Raw genomic sequence first — 25338 nt, forward strand, 5'->3', positions numbered from 1 at the left:
AAAAATGAGATGAGCAAGAAAGCTAATAAAAAACCGAGAATTGGTACAGAAAAAATGACACTTCTCGATTACATTATTTTCGCCGTATTACTAGTGCTTGCCCTGATGATCCTGATTCCATTCTGGAATGTCATCATGATTTCGTTTGCAACACAAAAAGAATATGCTGACAATCCATTTTTGATGTTCCCTAAAGAATGGACATTGGATTCCTACAAGGCATTGTTCGCTGACGGAACGATTCTGACGGGGTACAAAAATACAATTATATTGCTAGTCATCGGCTTGCCACTCAGCTTGTTCCTGACAACAAGCATGGCATATGGCCTTAGTCGCAACAAATTTCCGTTTAAGAAATTTCTCTTTTTCCTGGTACTGTTCACCATGATCTTTAATGGTGGTATCGTACCGCTGTACCTGATCATGAAATCACTTCATCTTACAGGTACGCTGTGGTCCGTTATCCTGGCGGGAAGCTTCAGTGCTTTTAACATGATTCTGATGATGAACTACTTCTACACCTTGCCTGAATCACTCATGGAATCGGCGAGACTGGATGGAGCCGGAGAGTGGAGAATTTTGTTCTCCGTTGTTCTTCCGCTGGCTACACCAATTATGGCTACAATCACGTTGTTCTACGGTGTAGCTTACTGGAACAGTTGGTATGATGCGATGATATTCCTTCGAAAAGCGGATCAGTTACCGCTCCAGAATGTACTCCGAAATATTATCGTGACATCTACGACGAATGCATCCAATGCATCCAGTGTGGATGCTGCCCAAGCAAGCAACTTCTCAATGGGTATGAAGATGGCGGCCGTATTTGTCACCATGGTACCAATTATGTGTTTCTTCCCAATGTTGCAAAAACACTTTGCCAAAGGGGTATTAACAGGGGCAATCAAGACCTGATATACGTATAGGATTTTGCAATAAAATTCTACTAAAAACATGGGGGTAAAACATGAAAACGAAAAAAAAGTTGTCAGTAAGAGCTCTCTTTGCCATCACGCTTAGTGTAGTTATGCTGATGGTGACCGCTTGTTCCAGTCAAGGAGCTTCAGGTGGTAACGAAAAAGATGCAGAGGGAAATTACAAAGACAACCTGACCATCTCTGTAGCTAACCTGACAGAAATCAAAAACGGGAACCTGGATAATGACTTCCACAAGTTCTGGACAGACAAATTTAATGTAACTTGGGACTACAACTATATCGATTGGGATTCATGGGGCGAGAAGCTTCGTCTGTGGATCAACTCTGGCGACTTGCCGGATGTAGCGGTATGGAACTACGTACATGGCGATGCCATTAACAGCATTGAACAAGGTTTGTTCTACAAATTCCCGGATGACTGGAAAGAACGCTGGCCTAACGTGGCAGCAGCTTACAATTTGACGGGTCTTGGAGACAAGTTGGAAGAATTGACAGGTGGAACTTATGTCCTGCCTAGACCAATCTATTTCGAGAACAAACCGGCTGACCCACTGACGAACCAAATTGGTGTCATTGCGCTTCGTAAAGACTGGGCTGAAGCGGTTGGTTTTGAACTGAAAGATGCATATACAACAACCGAATTGAATGAATATGCTGCGCTAGTAAAAGAAAAAGATCCAGGCAAAGTGGGTAACAAGCTTGTACCTCTGTCCTACAATGCGGCAGATGCTATGACAAACATGATTATGCCAAACAGTGTGCATGCCATGACTGACTCTCCTTTCTACAAAGGTGAAGATGGCCAATTCCACTGGGGACCAGCAGATCCTGAAACGCTGACAGGACTTAAATTGATGCAAAAAGCCTATAAAGACGGACTGCTCAATCCTGAGTTCTACACATGGAAAAACAATGAAGGTCAAAACAACTTCAAAGTAACAGGTACAGCTGCTGTAACAAGTCTGGGCGGACTGGCTTCCTACAGACAAGGTCTGGATTCCGATATGAAAAAAAATCTGGGTGTAGATAGTGATGAACTGGTACACACAGCAATCGTAGTAGGCGATGACGGGAAATACCGTAACATGGAACAAGCCAACTTCTGGTCTGCATTGATCTTCAATCCGGACATCAGTGACGAGAAATTCGAACGGATCATGGATCTGATCGATTACTCCGCAACAAAAGAAGGACAGTTGCTCATCAACATGGGCTTTGAAGGAAAAGATTGGAAATATGATGAAAACAACGAACTCGTTAGCTTGTTGCCAGAAGGAACGGTATTGGAAGATAAATACCCAGCACGTTTCGAAGGTCTGTACCTGCTCGGTGACGACTTCAGTGTTGTAAACCCTGCAATCAAAAAAGATTACCGTGATAGAGCCGTGAAATTGTTCGAAGAAAAAGCAAAACTTGGTACAGAAGGCAAATCCCTTGCACCATACGATTGGGATGTCAACCTGTACGATTCCAAAGCTAAGAGTCAGGCTTCATTCGACTACCAGAATGAATATGCCAACTTGATCCTCAAAAACGGAGATCTAGAGGCAAACTGGAAAGAATGGGTAAACAGTAAAATGTCCCTGGTTCAACCTTATCTGGATGAGCTAAACGATAAATTCTAGTAATCATTCAGTAATTAATTTTGAACCCGGTGCGCGGTCTCTCCCCGAACGCAGCCGGGTTCTTTATTTCAACAACTTGTAGTGGAGGATACGATCAGATGAATAACGAGCAGTTGTTAGACCTGGTGAAACAGATGACGTTGGAGGAAAAAACAGCTCAGCTTCTTCAGTTGACTGCCAACTTCTATGAAGGAACAAATGTTGAAGGTCAGATCACAGGGCCGATGGAAGAGATGGGAATTACGGAGCAGTCCGTAGATGCCAGTGGGTCCATTCTGGGGTTGTCCGGTGCGCAGGCCATCATTGATGTACAGCAAGCTTATATGCAAAAAAGTCGTTTGGGCATTCCGCTTTTGTTCATGGCTGACGTAGTTCATGGATTCAAAACCATTTTCCCGATTCCACTGGCGATCGGTTGTTCATGGGACACAGAACTGGCTGAGAAAAGTGCTGAAATTGCAGCACGTGAATCAGCTGTATCCGGTTTGCATGTTACCTTTGCACCTATGGTGGATCTGGTTCGTGACCCGCGCTGGGGCCGTGTGATGGAAACGACAGGAGAAGATCCTTATCTGAACAGTTTGTTCGCGGCTGCGTTTGTACGTGGATATCAGGGCGACAGCTTGAAGGATGAGCCAGATCGTCTTGCAGCCTGTGTTAAACACTTTGCGGCTTATGGAGCGGCTGAGGGTGGTCGGGATTACAATACGGTGGACATGTCTGAGCGTAACCTGCGTGAGTACTATTTGCCAGCGTACAAAGCAGCGTTGGATGCGGGCGTGGAAATGGTCATGACTTCGTTCAATACGGTTGACGGTATTCCGGCAAGTGGCAATGAGAAGTTAATGCGCGGTATTTTGCGTGACGAGTGGGGCTTTGATGGTGTATTAATCTCGGATTGGGCTTCCATTCGCGAAATGATTGCGCATGGCGCTGCGGAAGATGATCGTGAAGCGGCATATCGTGCCATTCGCGCAGGAGTAGATATGGAGATGATGACACCTTGTTATGTGCATCATTTGCCTGAACTGATTGAGAGTGGTGAAGTGGATGAGAAGCTCATTGATGAAGCCGTTCTGCGAATTCTGCAACTGAAAGAAAAGCTGGGATTGTTCGATAACCCACTTCGTGCAGCTGATCCTGAACGTGAACGTGAGATTGTATTCTCCAAAGAGCACCGTCAGGTATCGTATGAACTGGCAACGAAATCAGCTGTCCTGTTGAAGAATGATGACAGTGTGCTTCCACTTCAACCTGACGCTAATGTAGCCCTCATTGGTCCTTTTGCACAGAGTCCTGATATTCTGGGCTGGTGGTCCTGTGAAGGAGTTAAGGAAGATGCAGTTAAGTTGGGAACAGCTCTGCAAGAACGCCTGACGGGTGGGAAAGTTCAATTCGCTCAAGGCAGTAATGTTCATACGATTACAGCTGAGCAGATTGCCGAAGCCCTGGAAGTGGCAAGCAAAGCAGATCTGATTGTCCTTGCTCTTGGTGAAGACTCCGAGATGAGTGGAGAAGGTGGATCACGTACTGATATTCGTCTGCCGGCAGCCCAATTGGAATTGGTTAAACAGCTCAAAGCAGCGGGAAAACCGATTGCCAGCGTTATTTTCAACGGCCGTCCATTGGATCTGCATGGTGTAATCGATGAATCGGATGCCGTTCTGGAAGCCTGGTTTCCGGGTAGTGAAGGCGGAGCGGCGATCGCAGATGTTCTGACAGGTGTAGTGAATCCATCTGCACGTCTGACGATGTCTTTCCCGCAGTCCGTAGGTCAGATTCCGGTCTATTACAACCATTTCAATACAGGTCGTCCACTGAACCCGGAGAAGACGGAAGAACGTTATGTCTCCAAATACATTGACAGCCCGAATGAACCTTTGCTTCCGTTCGGTTATGGTCTCTCGTACACTTCGTTCTCTTATGGTGATCTTGAAGTGTCAAGTAACGAGATGACTGCCGAAGAGTCCCTGAGCATCCAAGTACGTGTAACAAACACGGGTGAGCGCGCAGGCGTAGAGACCGTTCAGTTGTACGTTCGTGATGTAACGGGTGAAGTCGTTCGTCCTATGCGTGAGCTGAAAGGATATGTGAAACTTGCACTGGCGCCAGGCGAGAGTGGTACAGCCACATTTACGTTAAATGAAGAACAGCTTTGTTATCACCATTCCGATTTAAGCCACCGCAGTGATCGAGGCGAGTTCCATATTCTTGTGGGTGCAAACAGTCGGGATACTCAGAAGAAATCATTCAGACTTGTTTAATCTTGTGAATGTAAAGAGTAATGTGTCAGGCCTTTTGTTATGGAAGGCCTGATGAACATAACAGGGGAGCGAAGAATGTGGTCAGTATCAAGGATATCGCCAAACAGGCGGGAGTTTCCATCTCTACTGTGTCATATGCGCTGAATGGCAGCAACAAAGTGACCGATGAGACGAGTTCCAAAATTTTGGCCATTGCCAAAGAACTGAACTATGTTCCAAATGCCGCAGCAAGAACACTGAAGAAGAGGGAATCCAAAATTCTAGGTGTTTTCTTGACCGATTTTAGCGGAGATGTATATGGAGACTTGCTGAGTGGCATGAAAGCCGTATGTAACGCTCAAGGCTATGACCTGATCGTGTGCAGTGGTAAACAATCCCATCGCATGCTTCCAGAGAGAATGATTGATGGTGCGATCATTCTGGATCATACGTTTGCAAGTGAGGAACTAATGCAGTATGCCGATCGTGGGCACAAAATCGTTGTATTGGACCGTGAGATGGATCATCCCAACATTAATCAGGTTCTGCTGGATAACAAAGCCGGGGCGACACTTGCGATGGAACATCTGATTGAACAGGGACATAAGAAAATCTACGTGGTGACAGGACCGGAAGGTTCGTTTGACTCTGTGCAGCGGTTAAAGGCTGTAAGACAGGTTGCGGAACGTGAAGCCGATGTGGAATGGATTGAGATCACGGGAGATTTTGAGAAGAGTGGTGGAGAACAAGCCGCAGATCAGATTGTGCAGGTGTATGATGGACCCGCAGCGGTATTCTGCCTCAATGATGAGATGGCTATTGGCTTGTGTGATCGTCTGGCAGACAGTGCACTTGGCGTTGGTCAGGAGATTGATGTCATCGGATTCGACAATATTGAATTGAGCAAATACGTCCAGCCGAGATTGGCAAGCATTGATTATTCCAAGCGCAAGTGGGGATCGCTCGCTGCTGAACAATTGATCAAGATTATTGCTGGAGAACCCGTTGATCATGAACGAATTTATGTGACATTAGTTGAGGGTGGGTCGGTGAGTGGGCCTATTCCGTCTGATTCGGTTATATCCATGCGGAATGACCGGGCGGTTAGCTATTGATCCCGAATACAGCAAGAGACAAGGCTTAGAAGAATCGAATCATTCTTTTAAGCCTTGTCTCTTGTTATTTCGAGGATGAAGCAATAGAAAAAGCCTCTCCGGAGAGAGGCTTGGCCTTTACAAGCCTTTTGTTTTGTCATTGTTGTAGGATGAAGTGAGAATGCCTGTAATGAAGAGAGTCAATACGATTGCAATAATCCAGAATGTCAGTGAAAATGACATGCCCTTCGCACCTCCTGCACAAGCTCATTTTCTTCTATTATAACCATTATAGGTAGAAAAGAAATGCTTCACCCTATTATTTGTAAAATAAAAAGTGTGTGGGCACTGGTCTGAGGCTGCCATCTGAAGGGTTATTTACAACCCGATTATTCAGAATAAGCGAGGATGATCCACCGCCATCCAGATTATAAGCGTCGATCACCCCAAGCTTGTACAACCGCCCTTGCAACTCTTCAAGGGTAGCACCGGAACTTCCGCCCTCATTATATCCGTCAACTACAATAATCAATAACTGATCATCTTTATAATTGCCAATGACTGTACGTGGTGCTCGTTTGGGTGATACTTTCCATTTGGCAGGAATTGTGGTTTTACGCCCATTCTGTAGCAGCACCGGTACAAACGTAGCCCCGAATTGCGGTTGCAGGCGATCCAGTGAGTTTTTGTCGGTGAACTTGCCTCCGATCAGTTTACCGGCATCGTTAAGTCCTACAAAAAACAGATCTTTGAAACTGGCCTGGAAACCGTTCACGTATTTCCCGTCCATGACGGTTGTGCTAAGTGGATAACGTTTGCCGCCACTGTCAGCAAATCCACCTGCGTTAATCCCGGCAATAGCGCCGTTACGCTTCACAGCCTGCATGGTCGTCTCAGAACGCCCAGGTTCACTGTCTAGAGCCATCTGCATGGCTGTAGGGTCTTTTAGCTTGATCTTCATGGCATAGCCCTTATAGCTGCCAGGATTCACTCTGTACATTTCAATCGTTAGCCGTTCACTGTCTACCCGTTCAAATGGAACGCCAAGCTTGGATGAAATCCGGTTGTTGTAAATCTTTTCCGGACGATCCGCTTGGGTGGAAGCCTTCTGCACAAGTGTAGACATCGTACTTGTTGTTTTATTATAGAGCTGTGTCGTTCTTTTAATAGAAGAAGAAGTCTGGACAGCAGCATCTTTTGCCCCCGCAAGCTCTTGGCTAATTGCTTGGGTCCGGGGTGTAATCGTATCCTCTGACAGTTCGGTAGGCATCAAACCTCCGGGTTCAAGTGGAGGACGAAGCAGCAGCAGGCATAATATCAATCCAACAAAAGGAGCGAGTGCAAGCATAAAAAAACGATTAACCTGTTTGACGGGTGTAATCATTTGAGCAGGTCCATCTTTTTCTGGAGTGTCTCCAGTTGTTTTTTGACTTCGCTCAGCTGGGTATACAGTTTGTTGCTGTTATCCGTTTTGTCACTTGCATTATCCTTGGTGAAAGTCAGCAATTCATTGAAGGATTGAACCTGTCCCTGCAGGTCTTCTACTTCCTTTGATATCGTTGTTAGCTGATTTTCATAGTCGGTTTTTAGCGCTGCAATCTGCTGCTGATTATGGGCTTGAAGCTGGTTAATCATCTGTTGCTGGAGATGGTTACTATAATAGTAGGTTCCAACGACTCCTAGTGCAATGAGAACAATCCACATTACCAGAAACAGCTTGATTGAAGATCCAGCCTTGCCTTTGGCGCTCCGGGTGTGATGGATGTCAGAGGACGGGGCAGATGGTTTCATATCATCACTCCTGGTCATTTATAGGTACAAAAAAATTTCCAGTCCTCATTCTATCATGCCCCTATTGATTACGCAAAAATGAAATTCTTTACTTAATAGAGTAAAAAGAGATTGCATCGGAAGGAAGTCCTAGGATACAATTTCTTATAGATGCAATAAGTAGGAACTTTGGGCAGGTTTTTCGACTTTTTTAGATAGAAATGCAGGAAATTTATACTATATTTTGACCTTTCCGGGGATGGAAAGATGGACGTCATGGTGTTTTTATAACAAAATACAGTGAAAATAGAGCTTTTTTATCGGCTTCCTCCTGTATTTTTCTGTTTTTCGACATAATCCGACCTATGCTTCTTCTATACTCGGATTGTCGCATAGACGATGAAATCATCATGACAGAATTTAAAAGTTATTTGTCCAATACATAACAGGGGGAACAACAATGAAAAAAGTATGGCAGGTGGTCATCATAGATATCCACCCCACCAGCATGCTCGGTACAAAATTGATTTTGGAAGAGCAGCAAGATCTGACGGTACGTGGCATGACTTCGACCGGAACAGAAGGGCTCGATCTGGTGAATATTCACCAGCCTGATCTGATTCTGATGGATTATCGTCTTCCGGAGGGTCAGGCAGATCAATATATTGCCCAGATGAAGAATCTGTCAGCTCACAGTCACATCATTATTTTGACGGATGAAGACAATGTGAAGCTGTTTCGTCATCTGATGAGCCTTGGTGCTAGCGGCATGTTATCCAAACAGGCTTCCCCTAGCCAGCTGATTCATCTGATCTCTGGATTGCGTGAGGGCCATGTGTCCATTCCATTGTCGTGGTTAAACAGTGCGGAGTGGGCGCAACCTGTGGAGTCTCCGACAGAAGCACGTGTCATTGAATTAACAGAAACCGAAACTTTTATCATGGAAAGAATTGTTCAGGGTGTAACCTATGATAAAATAGCGAATGAGATCAACGTTAGCAGACGTTCCATTGATAATTACCTGCGTAAAATATACGTGAAGCTGGAAGTGAGCAGTAGAGCACAGGCCATTGAACGTTATGCCTTGCATGCAAGACAAGTGAAGACGGGATCCTGACGAAACAGGTCTGTTCTTCCCATGATCACAACAGTTCGGTATGCATCCGGTCATATTCGATGGTGAGCAGGAATAGGTTGTAGGGCTGCGGACTGCGAGTACAGTTTCGGAATAGGGACGAAAGGGGAACGGATCGATGAAATATTTCTTTGCTTCCCGTACCAACAGGCTTTTGTCATCACCACTGAGGGATATACGTGAGATGTCTGGCAGGGATTATTTCATTTCTCTGGCGGAAGAATTGCCTGCGGAGGAGTTGTTTCCTTTCAAATTGTTGGAAGAAGCAGCGGTGTCTGTCTTTAGTTCAGGCCCTTCCGCATTGCAATATGGAGAGCCAGCAGGCTACACACCCCTAAGAGAGTGGTTGAACAAAGACTGGAATGCACGCAAAGGCATACGAACGGTACCCGAGCAGATTCTGTTGACCACTGGTACCCAGCAGGCCATCGATCTGGTGATGCGTCTATTGCTTGAGCCAGGAGATTCTGTACTGGTTGAACATCCCACATCTCCAGGCTGTCTTGAGGTATTGGAGATGCAAGGAGCCAAGATTGTGCCCGTAATGGGTGATCGGGACGGCATACTGCCAGACCTTTTGGAGCATCACATGCAGCAGGTTAGACCGAAGCTGCTTTTTGCTGCACCCAGTTTCTCGAATCCGACCGGTGCTTTGTGGAGTATGGAGCGGCGGGAGGCTGTCCTTGAACTGTGTTCGCGCTATGGTGTACTGCTTGTGGAAGATGATTCTTACGGGGAGCTCCATTTTGATGGCCTTGAGCCAACGGAATTCTATCGTAAATATCCTTCACTCTTTGCACTGGATACTGCCGATCAGGGTGGACATGTTCTCTACATTGGTTCATTCAGCAAAACGGTAGCGCCCGCTCTTCGAACCGGATGGGCCGCTGGACATCCTGCGCTGATTCAGGCAATGGCCTCGGTTAAACGAATTGCAGATGGTCAGTCCAGTCCGATGAATCAGCGGCTGTTGTATCAATTGCTTGCTCATTCCCCTTTTCGTTGGAGTGATCACCTATCGATGTTGAATCGGGAGTATAAGACAAGACTCAAACTGATGCTTGAACTGTTAAAAAGGCCGGGCTGGAAAGGGTGTCAGTACAACATCCCTGAGGGCGGAATGTATCTGTGGGTACAGTTGCCGGAAGGGTTGGATAGTGGCGCTCTGCTTAAAGCGGCTTTGCCCAAAGGTGTATCTTTTCTTCCTGGATCACTATGCTCCACAGGTGTACAGGATCAACGTTACATCCGATTGAACTTTAGCCATCCGGGCCGGGATGAATTGCTGCTTGGCATGAACCTGATCAGTGAAGCCATTTCCGAATTTACGGCTCGTAGCTAAGTCAGATCAAAATAGATTTTGTAGCAAAAATTAAAATTGGTTCATGACCAAAGTGATTACGTTATTGCATCCACTAACATTTTTATATATAATATGAATTAATGAGTTGTTGGTTTCTTTATATAAGCTACAATGGTGGCCAGTTCAGGAAAAGCACTCATATATTTTATTTAACGGGGGAAAATTCAACATGTCTAATATTTTATTTGTTAAAGCAAATGACCGTCCTGCAGATCAAGCAGTCAGCGTTAAATTGTACGATGCATTCTTGAGCGCATACAAAGAGTCCCACCCAGGTGACACAGTTACTGAGTTGGATCTCTACAATACAGAATTCCCATTCTATGGTAACACTGCTATCACAGGTACTTACAAAGCAGCTAACGGTTTTGAACTGACAGCTGACGAGCAAAAAGCAGCTTCACTTGCAGCACAATTGCAAGATCAATTCCTGGCAGCTGACAAAGTTGTATTTGCATTCCCACTGTGGAACTTCACTGTTCCAGCTCCATTGGTAAACTACATTGCTTACCTGAGCCAAGCTGGTAAAACATTCAAATACACTGCTGAAGGTCCTGTAGGACTTGCTGGCGACAAAAAAGTAGCTTTGCTTAACGCACGTGGTGGCGTTTATTCCGAAGGCCCAATGGCAGCTGCTGAAATGTCCCTGAACTTCCTGAAAACAGTTCTCGGCTTGTGGGGCATTCAAAACCCTGAAGTGGTTATCGTTGAAGGACATAATGCTTCTGCAGATCGTGCTGAAGAAATCGTTACTGCAGGTCTGAAATTGGCTTCCGAAGTAGCAGTAAAATTCTAATAACAATCTTCTATATAGAACACATCAAAACACCTGTAGTCTCCAGTGGAGATTACAGGTGTTTTTTTTGTCTTCTCATTTTTCATATCACTTACTTCGAGTGGTTTCATATCAGATATGGCCTGTATTTTTTAAGTACTGCTCCGCTGTTTCAGCAATGTGTGCAAGGTCGTCCTTATTTACACCAGATACAGAATACGTTACATCGAGTTCATTAATGGTTCGTTCAATCATATCATTATCCTCAAGCATGTGTGCATGCTCGGTTAACGCCTGTACTCCCTTAATCGTCAAAATATACTTTCCACGGGAGAGGCGTTCAAACCAGCCATAATAATTTTTTTGCAGAATCGCTGCGGCAGAACCTACACCTGTCTGTCTGGCAAGGTTGGCTGGAGAGGCTTCTCCGTTCGTTCGTAGAGCGGATGCGACACGTAAAGCCTTCTCACGATATGCTGTGACCAGCTGTCTTCGTGTGCTGCCTCCCGTATTGTAGTCTCCGCTGCGTTCGTCGAATTCCTTGAGCAATCGTTTCCGCCGAACTCCGCTTTTACGGGCAACCTGATTGCGGCCAGTGGGGGGGATCAGGGCGGAGGGCTCGCACAATACATCAATCAGGGGAGCTTTGGTTTTGTAAAATGTGACAGTCAGCAGCCCCAGACCGAGCTGTCTGCATAGTGCGGTCAGTTCGCTCCAGCGTTGGTTTACGGCTCCGCGTTTACTGCGATTGCGCTCGACGGCCAGATACACGAACGGGCTAAGTTTCAAGCGCTGCATGCCCTGCAGCAACAAGGAGAGGTTAAATGTTTTTTTCATCTCCACAATGAGTGGTTCGTCCTGGTCCGGTCTGACTCCGACGAGGTCACAATGTCTGACTTCCGCCTTGACGTCGAAGCCACGCTGCTCGAAGAACGCCTTCACGGGCGAATATAATTCGGTTTCGTATTTCACTGCCATCGTCCGTGCTCCTTTCCAGAAGTGGCCTGTCTCTGACCATGTGTTGTCCGGTTTCCTGAATTTAGAACCCTCATTATATCATATTCGTTCTTTTTTTTCTGAAGGCACAAGATGTCTGATAGAACAGGGAAAAGCCAAAATTCGAAGCGGTTGATTGAAAAAAAGAGGTCAACTTATCCGAATTGCCGCATAGGTATGTAATACACTTTTCACAACAAAACAAGACGTTTGGACAGAGGGTGGCGGGACTACACAGGACCGCAAGATTGGTATTCAAGCAGGAGCCGCAATTCTATTGATTTCTTCATACCATTCGGAATGGTTGACAATCACACTAAAGGAGCCATGGGAGGTACCAAGCATGAATATTTTTGAACGCGTTGCGGAACATCGGGCAGAGAGTGACCGTTTGACATGGAACGGAACATTTGAAGATTATATTGCACTGCTGAGAGAGGACCCGACTCCGGCAATGACGGCTCACGCCAGAGTGTATGAGATGATTGAATCGTTTGGGGTGGAAGAAGTAGGTGGGCATAAGCGGTACAAGTTTTTTGAACAGGAGATCTTTGGGCTGGATCGTTCGATTGAAAAGCTGGTTGAAGAATACTTTCACTCGGCAGCACGCCGTCTGGATGTACGGAAGCGGATCTTGCTCCTGATGGGTCCCGTAAGTGGAGGGAAATCGACGCTGGTGACGCTGCTGAAGCGTGGGCTTGAACAGTTCTCGCGGACAGAGAAAGGTGCCATATACGCCATTGATGGATGCCCGATGCATGAGGAACCGCTACATCTGATTCCACTGGAGCTTCGTCCTGAAGTGGAAAAGGAAATTGGAGTCCGTATTGAGGGTAACCTTTGCCCATCCTGCCAGATGAGACTCCGTACCGAATATGGTGGTGATATCAGCAAGGTACCGGTGGAACGGGTCATTGTTTCCGAAGATAATCGCGTGGGAATAGGAACGTTCAGTCCATCCGATCCGAAATCACAGGATATTGCCGATCTGACGGGGAGTATCGACTTCTCCACCATTACGGAGTTTGGTTCCGAATCCGATCCACGTGCCTATCGTTTTGATGGGGAGTTGAACAAGGCGAACCGTGGGTTAATGGAGTTCCAGGAGATGTTGAAATGTGATGAGAAATTCCTATGGAATCTCCTGTCGCTCACGCAGGAAGGAAATTTCAAAGCGGGACGTTTTGCCTTAATCAGTGCGGATGAAATGATTGTGGCGCATACGAATGAATCGGAGTATAAATCTTTTATCTCCAACAAGAAGAATGAGGCACTGCAATCCCGGATGATTGTCATGCCTATTCCGTACAACTTGAAGGTATCCGAGGAAGAGAAAATCTATGCCAAGCTCATTCAGCAAAGTGACATGAAGCATGTTCATATTGCACCGCATGCACTGCGGACTGCAGCCATTTTTTCCATACTTACCCGCTTGAAGGAAACGAAGAAACAAGGCATGGATCTCGTTAAAAAAATGCGCATGTATGATGGTGAAGAAGTGGAAGGATACAAAGAAGCTGATCTGCGCGAGATGCAAAATGAGTATCTGGATGAAGGGATGTCCGGCATTGATCCACGGTATGTCATTAACCGGATCTCCAGTGCTTTGATTAAGCAAAATCTTCAGTGCATTAACGCGCTGGATATTCTGCGGGCGATCAAGGATGGTCTGGACCAACATGCCTCGATCACGAAGGAAGAGCGGGAGCGTTATCTGAACTTCATTGCTCTTGCACGCAAGGAGTATGATGAACTGGCCAAGAAGGAAGTGCAGAAAGCATTTGTTTACTCATTCGAGGAATCCGCAAGAACGTTATTCGAGAATTACCTCGATAACATTGAAGCATTCTGCAACTGGTCCAAGATGCGTGACCCGCTCACGGATGAAGAGATGGACCCGGATGAGCGTCTGATGCGATCCATAGAGGAACAGATCGGGATCTCCGAGAATGCAAAGAAAGCGTTCAGAGAAGAGATTCTGATCCGAATCTCGGCATACTCCCGCAAGGAGCGCAAGTTTGAATACAGTAGCCATGACCGTTTGCGTGAAGCGATTGAGAAAAAGTTGTTCACCGATCTGAAAGATATTGTCAAGATCACAACCTCAACCAAAACACCGGATGCAACACAATTGAAACGTATGAATGAAGTCATTAAACGCTTAATTGAGGAACATGGATACACTGCAGCCAGCGCGAATGAACTGTTACGTTATGTGGGTAGTCTGCTTAATCGCTAATCGGCAACGAACCATTCCGGATCAGGCTCCTGATGCCTGTTGTGAGGCTCCTTCACAGCAGGGTCAGGGCCTTTTTAATTACATGAAGGTCATATTAGTCTAAAAAGCTGACAAATAAGGTTAATTTTAAAGAGAATTAGTTCTAATGGTATATGTATATTTAGGTATTTTAGTCTATAATCAATACATATATTTACAATTTAAAGTAATTTAGTGTTTATTAAGGAGCTGACTGAACCAGATATGAGCAGTATTTCCGCAACAAGACAGAAGCAACTTGATTACATGGGATTAACCGCAGGGGATCTAAAACTGCTTGCCGATCATCGGCCTGTTTTTAAAAAAGTCGTTAATGAAGTGGTGGATCATTTCTACAATCATGTGGGGAATTATCCTGAATTGGTAGATCTGATCGCTCGATTCTCTACCATTGATCGTCTAAAAGAAACACAGAAGATGTACTGGTTATCAATGACGGATGGAATCGTGGACGACGCATATATTGAGCAACGGATTGCGATTGGACTTGTGCATTCACGGATTGGTCTGTCTGAAGATTATTATCTGGGTACCTATATGGTCTACCTGGATATTGCAACGAGCATATTCCAACAGGTTATCCCTGATTCCTGGCATCTTGTCATTCAAGCGCTCAGCAAAATGTTTAATCTGGATTCACAGCTTGTCCTTGAAGCCTATGAGAAGAAAGAAAAAGAAAAGTTACATCAGCTTGCCGATGACCAACAACATACATTACAGGCAATTACGCAGATTACCCAAGAGCTTACAGGCATGATTAGTGAATTAAATGAAAGTGCAATGGCGATATCAAGTGTAGCCAAAGAAACAGCGGCTTCTCAGGATCAGGCTCAGGTTATGCTTACCGAATTAACAGGAGAGATCCAGCAGATCGGAAAAATGGGTGAACTCATTCGCGAGATATCGGATCAGAGTCATCTTGTCGGCCTGAACGCAGCGATTGAAGCTGCTCATGCAGGAGAGTTTGGACGTGGCTTTGAAGTAGTCGCTAGTGAGGTGCGCAAGCTTGCAGCCAGTTCCCGGGATGCCCAGGGTAAAATTCAGTCTAATCTGGAGCAGATCATGAAGAAACTGAGCAGTGTGCAGCAGGAGTCGGATCATACGTCCAGAGGGGCACGTAGCCAAGCTTCACGCTCGGCTGAACTCGCTGTATTTGCAACAACAATGGAGAAACTGTCTCTGGATTTGAAGAAACTGGAACAGCAGGAATAGAGCTTAAAAGCATTAGGAACCTTCCATACCGTTTCAGGCTGTTTTAAGCTATAATGGGTAGACAAACCTGCCGATGTTATAGAAAATGCAGCCGGAGACAGGGGATTTGAAAGAGGTTGAGGTGATCAGATGGCTTCTATCCATGATGTAGCCAAGGAAGCGGGAGTATCTGTTGCAACCGTTTCCAAAGTGATAAACGATTATCCTGATGTAAGTGAAAAAACACGCAAAAAAGTCAATATAGCCATCGAATTATTGAAATATCAACCCAATGTGGTCGCACGTGGACTTGTCAAACGCCGTTCATGGACGGTGGGAGTACTGTTAACGGTTCCGTTTACGAACCCTTTTGTGTCCGAGTTGCTGGAAGGGATCAAGACAGCGCTGGAGAACAGTGGATATGACCTGGTCCGGTTGTCTACTCGATTCGATGATCCGGCGTACTCGTTCATCAAACATTGCCGCAGTCGTAATGTGGATGGCGTTGTGGTATTCGGGGAAGGCAGAGAAAACGCGAGTATTCAGGAACTGGTGGATGCAGAGATTCCAACGATGTTTGTTGATACGGACATGTTGGGCAAACGTGCCGGTTACATTACTACGGATAACGCGAACGGGATCTCGATGGGTGTCAAACATCTGCATGAGCTTGGGCACCGCAAAATTGCCTATATCTCAGGGACACTTGGACCTGCTGTAGCCAATCTGCGATTGGAAGGATATCGAGAAGGGCTGCGAGAATGCGGCATCCCGTATTCTACGGTATATCTGGAGATCTGCGATTATTCCTTCGACGGGGGAAGCAAGGCTGCCCGGCGATTGCTGGCACTTCAGGATCAACCAACGGGAATTGTCTGTGCATCAGACATGTCTGCCTTTGGTGCGATTCATGAAATTGAAAAGCATGGACTGAGTGTACCAGAAGATATCTCGGTTGTCGGGTTCGATAACACGTATTATGCTGAGGTATTCAAACCGGGGTTGACCACGGTGAATCAGAATATCTATTCCATTGGCATTAAGTCCATTGAATATCTGATTGCCATGATCGAGAATCCATCTTATTCTCCTCCTGTGGTGACGGAACCTTCCAATCTGGTCATCCGTCAGACGACAGCACCTTTAAAAGCTTAAAAACGTAAATAGTAAAGATGTTTACACGAAGCACAGCTAATAAGCTGTGCTTTTTGTCGTTATATATCTCATTTGGAAACATATGGATTAGGGAGTGGTACAAGTCCTATAGTTTAACGGGTAAACAAAGTTTACTGGCAATCGTATAATGAAAGTGCTTACAATTTTCTGTCCATTTGCATCTATCCATCCTGTATAACGATCTTGTAAAGGGCTGGCACATGGCAGAGCAAAGGTTATTCTTCACAAACAACGAACCAAGGAGGAGATCGGATGCATTTGAGAAAATGGTGGAGCTTGTGCTTGTCGGCTGTATTGATCTTCAGTTTGTTCCCAAGTGTGGGAACAGGAGGGACACGTGCTTCGGCAGCGGACGTTAAGACTGGCGATGATAAAGTACTGTTCAAGGCTGATTTTGAAGATGGTGTGTTGGGACAATGGCGTCCACGTGCAAGTGAAAAGCTTGATATCGTAACGCAAGTAGGTCATGACAGTACACGCAGCCTGAGAACCTCTTCACGTACCGAAACGTTCCATGGACCCTTAGTTGAAGTGCTGGATCATGTACAGAAGGGCAGCACAGTTCATATTTCATTTTGGGCCATGTACGATGAAGGGCCGGACAGTCAGGTCCTTAACGGTGCACTCGAGAAAGAATACAATAAAGACGCTTCGAGTCTTGAATATGCTACCTTTGCCTCCGCTACCTTGAACAAAGGACAGTGGAAAAAAGTCGAGGCCGATGTGGTGATTCCCGAAGAAAATAGTGGCATCACCGGATTCCGCATGTATGTGGAGACACCATGGAAGACGTCAGCGGAAGTGACGCCGGCAGATACGATTTCATTTTACGTGGATGATGTTCTGATTACGGCTGCTCAGAAAATTGAAATTGAGAAGGATATTCCGAATCTGGTCGATATCGTGGGACAAAATTACGCAATGGGAGCTGCCATCAACCAGTCTGCACTAGACGCGGAAAACCAGCATTCCCAGTTGTTGACGAAACACTTTAATAGTATTACAGCGGACAATTTTATGAAAATGGATGCGATGCAGCCCAAGGAAGGAGAGTTTGTCTGGTCAGAGACAGATCGCCTGGTGAAGTTTGCCGAAGCAAATGACATGGAAATCAGAGGCCATACGCTGTTATGGCATAGTCAGGTGCCGAATTGGTTCTTTACTGATCCGAATGATGCATCGAAACCTGCCACGCGGGAACAGTTGCTTGCACGGATGAAAACCCATATTCAAACCATCGTGACCCGGTACAAAGGAAAGGTTCATACATGGGATGTCGTCAATGAAGTCATCTCAGACGGAGGCGGCTTGCGGAATGAGGCCAGTAATTCCAAGTGGAGAGATATTATTGGGGATGTAGATGGCGACGGAGATGACAGTGATTACATTGAGCTGGCTTTCCGTTATGCACGTGAGGCTGACCCCGATGCTGTACTGGTGATTAATGACTATGGAATGGAGGGCAATGGAAACAAGGTGAATGATATGGTGAAGCTTGTAGAGAAGCTGCTTGCCAAAGGAACACCGATTGATGCGGTTGGATTCCAGATGCATGTATCCATGTACGGACCGGATGTAAAGCTCATTCGTGAGGCTTTTGAGAAAGTGATCGCTCTTGGTGTAAATGTACAGGTTACAGAGCTGGACGTTTCGATCTATTCAAGTAATTCCGAGTTGGAGATGCCTGTAACAGATGAATTAATGCTGCAACAAGCTTACCGTTATCGTGAACTGTTCGACCTGTTCGACGAGTTGGGAAAACGCGGCGTAATGGACAGTGTTACAGTCTGGGGACTTGCGGATGATGGTACATGGCTTGACAATCATCCAGTCAAAGGACGCAAAGATGCACCATTGTTATTTGATCGTAAATTAAAAGCAAAACCGGCATTTTGGGCACTGGTGGACCCTACGACTCTTCCGATCTATCGCAATGAATGGACAGCATTGAAGGCCAGCCCTTCTTTCCCGAATCACAAAGGACAGGAAGATATTCTTTGGGGTGCTGTGAAAGGACTCGAAATTAATCATCTGGCAGATGGTACATCTGCAGTTACGGGTGAGGCTCGTATGATGTGGGATGCCAAAAAGGTGAATTTACGAGTGGAAGTGAAGGATACCACACGTCGCAAAGGGGATCAGGTGCAGGTTTTCCTCGCGGAAGAAGTCAAGGGGACAGGCGCTGCAACTTCTGAGGCTGATCTGTCTGCCAAGAAGAAAAATCCGCCGTCTGCAAATGGTCAATATACATTTAAACGGGATGGCGCTAAAGGCAAAGATAAAAACACTTACAACGTACAGGAGACAAAAACCGGGTATGTTGTATACGCATCACTGCCTATGTCAGCTTCTTTACTTACCGAAGGCCAGGTCTTGTCTCTGGATTTTCGGATTACGGATGAACATGCTGCTGGAAAGACAGCGACCATTGTTTGGAATGATATTTCCAATCAACAGCCTGACAAACCAGCCAACCGGGGCAAACTGAAGCTCGGTTCTGTCTTGAAACAAACCAAGGTCACTTATGGCAAACCTGTCATTGATGCAAAAAAGGATAACGTCTGGAAAAAGGCTGCATCTGTTAAAACAGATGTCTGGGTGGTCGGAAACGCCGGTGCAACGGCGACTGCACAGCTGTTATGGGATGAGAAATACCTGTACGTATTGGCAGATGTGAAAGATCCTTTGCGAAGCAAATTAAGTTCTAATGCACATGAGCAGGATTCGATCGAGATTTTTATCGACCCGAGCAAAGATCAGACAACATTCTATCAGGAGGATGACGCCCAGTACCGGGTCAATTTTGATAATGAGGCTTCTTTTGGTGGAAATGCACGGAAAGAAAGTTTCAAATCAGCTACCCGATTAACAAGCGGAGGTTATACAGTTGAAGTGGCAATCCCACTAGACAGCGTTCGTGCTGAAGGGCAAAGATGGATTGGGTTTGACCTTCAAGTTAATGATGATGGCGCGGGAGATGGCAAGCGAAGCGGTGTATCCATCTGGAGTGATTCATCAGGTAATTCTTATCAAGATACTTCCGGTTTTGGCAGTCTGTTACTGACTCGTAAATAGAATATTTAGTTGTGAATTAGAATATGAGAATGTTAGTTATTCAACATTGTATATCTGGAAATAAGTGTTGATTTTAAAGGCTGGGACGTTTAGACTATATACATTCATATAAACGGGTTCCAATGTATGACAACTGCTTCAACTAAGTCTGTTGTCACGAGTCAAATGATGCGGAGGGAGTGCCTGTCATCCAGACAGCGCACTCGCTTCTTTTTTACATTTTTGCATACATACAAGGCATTTCCCGGTTGAAAGGACAGAGTGAGTGGAGCACCTACATGGCACGTACAACTTAGAACTTGTTATTTTATCCTATATTATTGCATCGTTAGCTTCATACGCTGCCCTTGACCTTGCAGGCCGTGTAAGTCAGGCTAGCGGGATGGCGCGGAATGTATGGCTTACCTGCGGTGCAGTCTCGATGGGGCTGGGAATCTGGTCCATGCATTTCGTAGGTATGCTGGCTTTTGTTCTGCCTACGCAAGTCTCCTATTCCACCGGTAAGGTTGTTTTATCTGTTCTACTTGCTATTGTCGCATCGGGGGTGGCCTTGAACATTGCGGGTAGACAATCGGGCAGGATAAGCAAGCTCATGATTGCTGGAGTACTGATGACGGCAGGGATCAGCTCGATGCATTATGTGGGAATGGCAGCGATGTCAATTCCGGTTACGTATGAACCAGGCAGAGTGGTGTTATCTATTCTGATTGCAGCGCTTGCTTCATTTGCGGCATTGTGGCTCATGTTTTTCTTCCGTTATCATCAATCAAGGCATACCTGGGTTTACAAGATGGGCAGCGGTCTCATTATGGGTATTGGAATCTCTGGCATGCATTATACTGGGATGTCAGCCGCACATTTCCATCATTCACATGGCTTGAAGGTAAGTTCAGGTATGCAGATTGAGCCAGGTATTCTCGCCTACTTGATCGCATCGGGCACATTTATTGCTTTGGGCTTGACGTTGTTTGGCATATTTATCAATCAGCGAATGTCACAGAAAGATCGACGGATTCATGAGAATGAGCAATGGTATCAGGCCCTGTATCATAACCATTCGGATGCTATTATTTCAGTGAACAAGGAAGGTATTGTCAAAGGGATTAATGCTGCTGTAACAACAATCACCGGATATCCTGAAAAAGAGGTCATGGATCGTTCCATTGATGAGATCGCTCAGCAAATCGATATAGAGTGGATAAGTGAATTTGATTCCATTGATTGGGATGATCATGGGCTGGAGCAGGCGCACTACATGGCCAAAATGAGAGACGTGCAGGGTGAACTTCTGGACCTTAGTATTGTTGTAGTTCCTGTTGTCATTGATGGCAGACATGTGGGAAGTCACATTTTGATCAAAGACGTAACGGAGGAGAAACAGGCTCAGGAGAAGATTCGTCACCAAGCTTTGCATGATCCGTTGACGGGGCTGCCCAATCGGCGCAAGTTGGATGATGTGCTGGCTTGTACGATTAACGATTCAGCAGAAAAAGGGAACTCTTTTGCCGTTATGGTGATGGATATAGATCGTTTCAAGATGATTAATGACTCGCTGGGACATTCCATTGGAGATGTATTTCTAAGAGAAGTGAGCAACCGGATCATGAAAGCCATAGAAGCTTCTGATCCCTTGGCTATGGAGAATGTCATGCTGGCCCGGATGGGCGGGGACGAGTTCACACTCGTTGTGACCCAGGGTCAAGCGACAGAAGTAAGAGTGGCAGAACTTGCAAAACAGATTGTTGAAGCCATTCAGTTACCTTATCGACTGAAGGAGAATGACTTTTACGTAACCGCCAGCATTGGAATTGCGATGTATCCGGATCATGGAGTGGGCGTGGATGCTTTGCTGAAACATGCGGACTCCGCCATGTATGAAGTGAAGAAAAACGGCAAAAATGGTTTCCAATTCTACACGGCCCAACTGGATTCGGAACTATATGAACGTATTGAGCTGGAGGGTTATCTTCGTAAAGCGTTGGAACGCGATGAGATGGTCCTGTACTATCAACCACAGATTCGTACCGAGGATAGCCGCATGATTGGTGTGGAGGCTCTTATACGTTGGAACCATCCACTCAAAGGTCTGCTCGCACCCAATGTGTTTATCCCGCTTGCAGAAGAGACAGGCATGATCTATGAGATTGGCAATTGGACGCTGCGGGAAGCATGCAGGCAGATGAAACTCTGGCATGCCAGTGGCGGACCACTCATTCCGGTATCGGTTAACTTGTCCAGCCAGCAGTTCCACCAATCCAACTTGGTAGAACAGGTCAAGAATGCACTCTTGGAGACAGGGCTGGATGCTCGATATCTGGAACTGGAAATAACAGAGAGCATGATGATGGATGCAGCCGTATCCACGGCGATTCTTAATGAACTGACAGCCCTGGGTGTGAAGATCAGCCTGGATGATTTCGGTACGGGATACAGCTCACTCAGTTATCTGAAGCATTTCCCGATTCACAAGCTCAAGATTGATCGTTCGTTTGTGACGGACATTACAGAGAGTCACAGCGATCAAGCCATTGTGGCGACCATTATATCGATGGCACAGAATCTCAAGATGGAAGTCATTGCTGAAGGCATTGAGACGAAAGGCCAACTGGATATTCTGATGCAGAATGATTGCCGCGAGATTCAGGGATATTATTTCAGTCGGCCACTGCCGGCAAGTGAAGTGGAGCATGATTTTTTTGTGCCGCTGCGATTGCAGGGTAATAGTACACCACCGGCACCATCCTAATTTTATGTATGCCAAGCGGCAAGTCCCCGTTTATGTCGGGAACTTGCCGCTTTTTTATGTCTTATCTTTTATTAATCATTAAACTCACCCATGATAAGAGCATTTATATTTTCGTTTCCTATAATGATAATCGAAAACCTTACATAAACTTGCGGTGGTGTTTCTTGCCATCATACGTAAACCAGATCGGTTTATCCTCGACACGTGTCTCGACATGTACGGTACGTCCCCAGAGGCGATACAGATAGGGCAGAGTGCGTTCCATATATTTCAGATCCAACTCAATGCCTTCATATTGATGCTTGAGCACGAGTTCCCCTGTCCGCAGATAATCAGCATCTTGCACGACCAAGTAAGGGGAGCCCCCGTTGACACGTGAAAATACGAGCTGATCCCGTATGTTCTCCCAGGACTTGTCGGTGATTTTCCAGTCCGGGCCTTTTTTCTCAAATACGTAGAGGTCCAGATCCTCGGTTAATTGCTTGGTCATGTAATTGCGGATAAAGGAGGTATCGGAATCGAATTCACGCACCTCGAACATTTTGGCACGACCTTGCCCTGGTTTGCGGCCCCAACGTTCCTGTTCTTCACGGGTTGGGTTATCCCAGCGCCGTTCAATATCCTCAAAGATCTTCAGTCCCAAATAATATGGATTCAGACTTTGTTTGGATGGCTGCACCACGGAGGAGTTGAGTTTGGCAAATTCGATCGTATCCTCACTGTTCAGATCAAGCTCACGGATAATGCGTTGATGCCAGTAAGATGCCCAGCCTTCGTTCATGATTTTGGTTTCCATCTGTGGCCAGAAATATAACATCTCCTCACGCATCATACTCATGATATCCCGCTGCCAGTCGGTCAACACTTCCGAGAATTCCTGAATAAACCACATGACATCCTTCTCCGGTTCAGGCGGAAAATGATGGACCTGAATACCTTCAGCGGGTGCTTCTTCCGTCTGCACGTCATCAAGTGACCATAGATCATCATAGCGACCTTCCGGCCGTGGTTTTTTCTCACCGCGCTGCTCCCGCATTTTCATCTCCATGTAACGTTGTTTGTCCAAATGGCGGGGTTTAATCAGCTGTGGGTCCACATGTTCCTGAATTGCGATCACGGCATCGATAAATGCTTCAACCGCTTCCGTGCCGTATTCCATCTCATAATTGCTGATCCGATCCGCCGTAGCGGCCATGCTTTCGACCATATTACGGTTGGATTTGGAGAAGCGGGCATTGTTTTTGAAAAAATCGCAGTGTGCCAATACGTGGGCTACGATCAATTTGTTCTGAATCAGGGAATTTCCATCCAGCAAGAAGGCATAACAAGGGTTGGAGTTGATGACAAGCTCATAAATTTTGCTGAGTCCAAAATCGTATTGCATTTTCATCTTATGAAATGTTTTGCCAAAGCTCCAGTGGCTGAATCTGGTCGGCATGCCGTAGGCTCCAAATGTATAAATAATATCCGATGGGCAGATTTCGTACCGCATGGGGTAATAATCCAGGCCAAAACCATTGGCAATCTCCATAATCTCGGCAATAGCGTATTCTAGGTCGCGGATCTCATCTGTCATCTAACGCTGCCTCCTTCCCGTTTCTGGAAAAAGCTGCGCAAAGCTTTGTACACTTCGCCTTTTTCTTTGATCACATAATACATGAACTGATCCATCTTGATATGACGATAAGCCGACATCAGTGTGCTGCTGCGGTTGTACTGATTCACTTCGCCGTATCCAAACATATTGCTACGCTTCATTAACTCACCGATTAGCTTCACACACCGTTCGTTATCCGAGGTCAGATTATCCCCGTCAGAGAAGTGGAAAGGGTAGATGTTGTAGCTGGAAGGTGGATACCGACTGTCAATAATATCCAGCGCCTTCATATATACAGAGGAGCAGATGGTGCCTCCGCTCTCGCCGCGGGTAAAGAACTCTTCTTCGGTTACTTCCTTGGCTTCCGTATGATGGGCGAGGAAAACAATCTCAACTTTCTCATACTGACGGCGTAGAAAACGGGTCATCCAGAAGAAAAAGCTGCGCGCGCAGTATTTCTCAAACGAACCCATGGACCCGGATGTATCCATCATGGCAATAATAACGGCATTGGATTGTGGAATGATTTTGTCTTCCCATGTCTTGTAGCGCAGGTCATCTGGACTGATGTGATGGATGCCTGGCGTACCAGTCGTTGCATTGCGACGCAGATTCTCCAGAATGGTACGTTTCTTGTCAATATTGGACTGCATGCCTTTTTTGCGAATATCGTTGAAAACTACCGTATGTGTCTCAATCAGGTCTTTATCTTTCTGCTTCAGATCGGGTAATTCCAGCTCAGCGAAGAGCATATCTTCCAATTCCTCAATACTAACTTCGGCTTCCACAATATCATGACCAGGCTGATCACCAGCTTTTTCGCCTTTGCCGGGTTTCTGCGAAGCAGAGGGATCACGACCGATGACGTCTCCGACCTGACTGTCACCGTCTCCTTGACCGACATGTTTTTGCTTCTGGTAGTTATACACAAAACGGTACTCATCCAGACTGCGGATTGGTACCTTGATGATTTGTTTTCCATCAGACATGATGATGTTTTCTTCCGTAATCAGATCAGGCAGATTCTGCTTGATGACATCTTTCACCTTTTGCTGATGGCGCTGTTGGTCCTGGTACCCTTTGCGGTGAAGCGACCAATCTTCCTTCGACACAACGAACGAGTAAGGCTGGTGTGAATTTGACATGTAGGCACCCCCCATTAATTACGCGGCACAGTTTGGCCTGTCGGTAATTAAGTATATTCACGGGCGAGGACGATATGTGATGAGAGTGGATATAAAATGATACAATTACGCAAGTTCACCTCAGAGGTAAGGTGAGTCGTAAGAACAGAACTGCACCATATTTTACAGAAATAGTGAACAAGTGTGCTATCCTT

Annotated in this window: 17 protein-coding genes; 12 read left to right on the forward strand and 5 right to left on the reverse strand. The window is 45.9% G+C overall.

What is annotated here, in order from left to right; genetic code table 11:
- Positions 1-9 precede the first annotated feature (9 nt).
- The 4 genes from MHH25_RS09415 to MHH25_RS09430 all read left to right on the forward strand — a co-directional run bounded on the left by MHH25_RS09415 (position 10) and on the right by MHH25_RS09430 (position 5918).
- Positions 10-912: a carbohydrate ABC transporter permease gene (locus MHH25_RS09415; RefSeq protein WP_036610027.1), complete on the forward strand. Its 903-nt coding sequence runs from the start codon at positions 10-12 to the stop codon at positions 910-912.
- A gap of 52 nt (positions 913-964) precedes the next feature.
- Entirely contained in the window at positions 965-2560 is a 1596-nt protein-coding gene (locus MHH25_RS09420; protein ID WP_047842284.1) for an ABC transporter substrate-binding protein, read from the forward strand.
- Between the two features lie 98 nt (positions 2561-2658).
- Positions 2659-4824, forward strand: coding sequence for a beta-glucosidase BglX (gene bglX / locus MHH25_RS09425; protein WP_076318320.1), 2166 nt, complete (start codon positions 2659-2661; stop codon positions 4822-4824).
- Positions 4825-4901: 77 nt separating this feature from the next.
- Positions 4902-5918 carry a LacI family DNA-binding transcriptional regulator gene (locus MHH25_RS09430; protein WP_076318321.1) on the forward strand — a complete coding sequence of 339 codons (1017 nt, stop codon included), beginning with the start codon at positions 4902-4904 and terminating at the stop codon, positions 5916-5918.
- A 298-nt stretch (positions 5919-6216) separates the two neighbouring features.
- Here the strand turns inward: MHH25_RS09430 and MHH25_RS09435 are convergent, their stop codons facing one another.
- Both MHH25_RS09435 and MHH25_RS09440 read right to left on the reverse strand, forming a co-directional pair.
- Positions 6217-7281, reverse strand: coding sequence for a phosphodiester glycosidase family protein (locus MHH25_RS09435; protein WP_338708232.1), 1065 nt, complete (start codon positions 7279-7281; stop codon positions 6217-6219).
- On the reverse strand, positions 7278-7688 hold the full coding sequence (locus tag MHH25_RS09440) for a uroporphyrinogen-III C-methyltransferase (RefSeq protein WP_017689578.1): 411 nt from the start codon (positions 7686-7688) through the stop codon (positions 7278-7280). Before MHH25_RS09440 ends, MHH25_RS09435 begins: the two co-directional genes overlap by 4 nt.
- A 439-nt stretch (positions 7689-8127) precedes the next feature.
- On the opposite strand from MHH25_RS09440, the gene MHH25_RS09445 reads away from it, so the two are divergent.
- The 3 genes from MHH25_RS09445 (at position 8128) to MHH25_RS09455 (ending at position 10961) form a co-directional block, all read left to right on the forward strand.
- The gene (locus MHH25_RS09445) at positions 8128-8784 is read left to right on the forward strand and encodes a response regulator transcription factor (protein ID WP_017689577.1); all 657 of its coding nucleotides are present in this window, start codon (positions 8128-8130) and stop codon (positions 8782-8784) included.
- A 136-nt stretch (positions 8785-8920) separates the two neighbouring features.
- Positions 8921-10144, forward strand: coding sequence for a PLP-dependent aminotransferase family protein (locus MHH25_RS09450; RefSeq protein WP_036610015.1), 1224 nt, complete (start codon positions 8921-8923; stop codon positions 10142-10144).
- A 190-nt stretch (positions 10145-10334) separates the two neighbouring features.
- Positions 10335-10961 (forward strand): FMN-dependent NADH-azoreductase, encoded by a 627-nt coding sequence (locus tag MHH25_RS09455; protein ID WP_036610012.1) that lies wholly within the window; start codon positions 10335-10337, stop codon positions 10959-10961.
- 111 nt (positions 10962-11072) lie between these two features.
- Here the strand turns inward: MHH25_RS09455 and MHH25_RS09460 are convergent, their stop codons facing one another.
- Positions 11073-11918 (reverse strand): DUF2161 family putative PD-(D/E)XK-type phosphodiesterase, encoded by an 846-nt coding sequence (locus MHH25_RS09460; protein ID WP_338708233.1) that lies wholly within the window; start codon positions 11916-11918, stop codon positions 11073-11075.
- 361 nt (positions 11919-12279) lie between these two features.
- Here MHH25_RS09460 and MHH25_RS09465 point away from each other — a divergent pair, with 361 nt between their 5' ends.
- The 5 genes from MHH25_RS09465 (at position 12280) to MHH25_RS09485 (ending at position 22402) form a co-directional block, all read left to right on the forward strand.
- Positions 12280-14175 (forward strand): PrkA family serine protein kinase, encoded by a 1896-nt coding sequence (locus MHH25_RS09465; protein WP_036669848.1) that lies wholly within the window; start codon positions 12280-12282, stop codon positions 14173-14175.
- 243 nt (positions 14176-14418) lie between these two features.
- On the forward strand, positions 14419-15426 hold the full coding sequence (locus tag MHH25_RS09470; protein ID WP_076318323.1) for a globin-coupled sensor protein: 1008 nt from the start codon (positions 14419-14421) through the stop codon (positions 15424-15426).
- A 129-nt stretch (positions 15427-15555) separates the two neighbouring features.
- Positions 15556-16560, forward strand: coding sequence for a LacI family DNA-binding transcriptional regulator (locus MHH25_RS09475; RefSeq protein WP_017689571.1), 1005 nt, complete (start codon positions 15556-15558; stop codon positions 16558-16560).
- A gap of 273 nt (positions 16561-16833) precedes the next feature.
- The gene (locus MHH25_RS09480) at positions 16834-19656 is read left to right on the forward strand and encodes an endo-1,4-beta-xylanase (RefSeq protein ID WP_340019871.1); all 2823 of its coding nucleotides are present in this window, start codon (positions 16834-16836) and stop codon (positions 19654-19656) included.
- A gap of 265 nt (positions 19657-19921) precedes the next feature.
- On the forward strand, positions 19922-22402 hold the full coding sequence (locus MHH25_RS09485; RefSeq protein WP_340019872.1) for an EAL domain-containing protein: 2481 nt from the start codon (positions 19922-19924) through the stop codon (positions 22400-22402).
- A 139-nt stretch (positions 22403-22541) separates the two neighbouring features.
- Here the strand turns inward: MHH25_RS09485 and MHH25_RS09490 are convergent, their stop codons facing one another.
- Both MHH25_RS09490 and yhbH read right to left on the reverse strand, forming a co-directional pair.
- Positions 22542-23978 carry a SpoVR family protein gene (locus tag MHH25_RS09490; protein WP_076252399.1) on the reverse strand — a complete coding sequence of 479 codons (1437 nt, stop codon included), beginning with the start codon at positions 23976-23978 and terminating at the stop codon, positions 22542-22544.
- The gene (yhbH, locus tag MHH25_RS09495; RefSeq protein ID WP_036609998.1) at positions 23975-25144 is read right to left on the reverse strand and encodes a sporulation protein YhbH; all 1170 of its coding nucleotides are present in this window, start codon (positions 25142-25144) and stop codon (positions 23975-23977) included. The genes MHH25_RS09490 and yhbH overlap by 4 nt, the downstream gene beginning before the upstream one ends.
- Positions 25145-25338 lie beyond the last annotated feature (194 nt).

The sequence above is a fragment of the Paenibacillus sp. FSL H3-0457 genome (genome assembly GCF_037981725.1).
GTDB lineage: Bacteria > Bacillota > Bacilli > Paenibacillales > Paenibacillaceae > Paenibacillus > Paenibacillus amylolyticus.

Coding starts and splice junctions, on each gene's coding strand:
- MHH25_RS09455 (WP_036610012.1), top strand. CDS start 10,335: ATGTCTAATATTTTATTTGTTAAAGCAAATGACCGTCCTGCAGATCAA.
- MHH25_RS09460 (WP_338708233.1), bottom strand. CDS start 11,918: ATGGCAGTGAAATACGAAACCGAATTATATTCGCCCGTGAAGGCGTTC.
- MHH25_RS09445 (WP_017689577.1), top strand. CDS start 8,128: ATGAAAAAAGTATGGCAGGTGGTCATCATAGATATCCACCCCACCAGC.
- bglX (WP_076318320.1), top strand. CDS start 2,659: ATGAATAACGAGCAGTTGTTAGACCTGGTGAAACAGATGACGTTGGAG.
- MHH25_RS09475 (WP_017689571.1), top strand. CDS start 15,556: ATGGCTTCTATCCATGATGTAGCCAAGGAAGCGGGAGTATCTGTTGCA.
- yhbH (WP_036609998.1), bottom strand. CDS start 25,144: ATGTCAAATTCACACCAGCCTTACTCGTTCGTTGTGTCGAAGGAAGAT.
- MHH25_RS09415 (WP_036610027.1), top strand. CDS start 10: ATGAGCAAGAAAGCTAATAAAAAACCGAGAATTGGTACAGAAAAAATG.
- MHH25_RS09480 (WP_340019871.1), top strand. CDS start 16,834: ATGCATTTGAGAAAATGGTGGAGCTTGTGCTTGTCGGCTGTATTGATC.
- MHH25_RS09470 (WP_076318323.1), top strand. CDS start 14,419: ATGAGCAGTATTTCCGCAACAAGACAGAAGCAACTTGATTACATGGGA.
- MHH25_RS09420 (WP_047842284.1), top strand. CDS start 965: ATGAAAACGAAAAAAAAGTTGTCAGTAAGAGCTCTCTTTGCCATCACG.
- MHH25_RS09440 (WP_017689578.1), bottom strand. CDS start 7,688: ATGAAACCATCTGCCCCGTCCTCTGACATCCATCACACCCGGAGCGCC.
- MHH25_RS09435 (WP_338708232.1), bottom strand. CDS start 7,281: ATGATTACACCCGTCAAACAGGTTAATCGTTTTTTTATGCTTGCACTC.
- MHH25_RS09490 (WP_076252399.1), bottom strand. CDS start 23,978: ATGACAGATGAGATCCGCGACCTAGAATACGCTATTGCCGAGATTATG.
- MHH25_RS09465 (WP_036669848.1), top strand. CDS start 12,280: ATGAATATTTTTGAACGCGTTGCGGAACATCGGGCAGAGAGTGACCGT.
- MHH25_RS09450 (WP_036610015.1), top strand. CDS start 8,921: ATGAAATATTTCTTTGCTTCCCGTACCAACAGGCTTTTGTCATCACCA.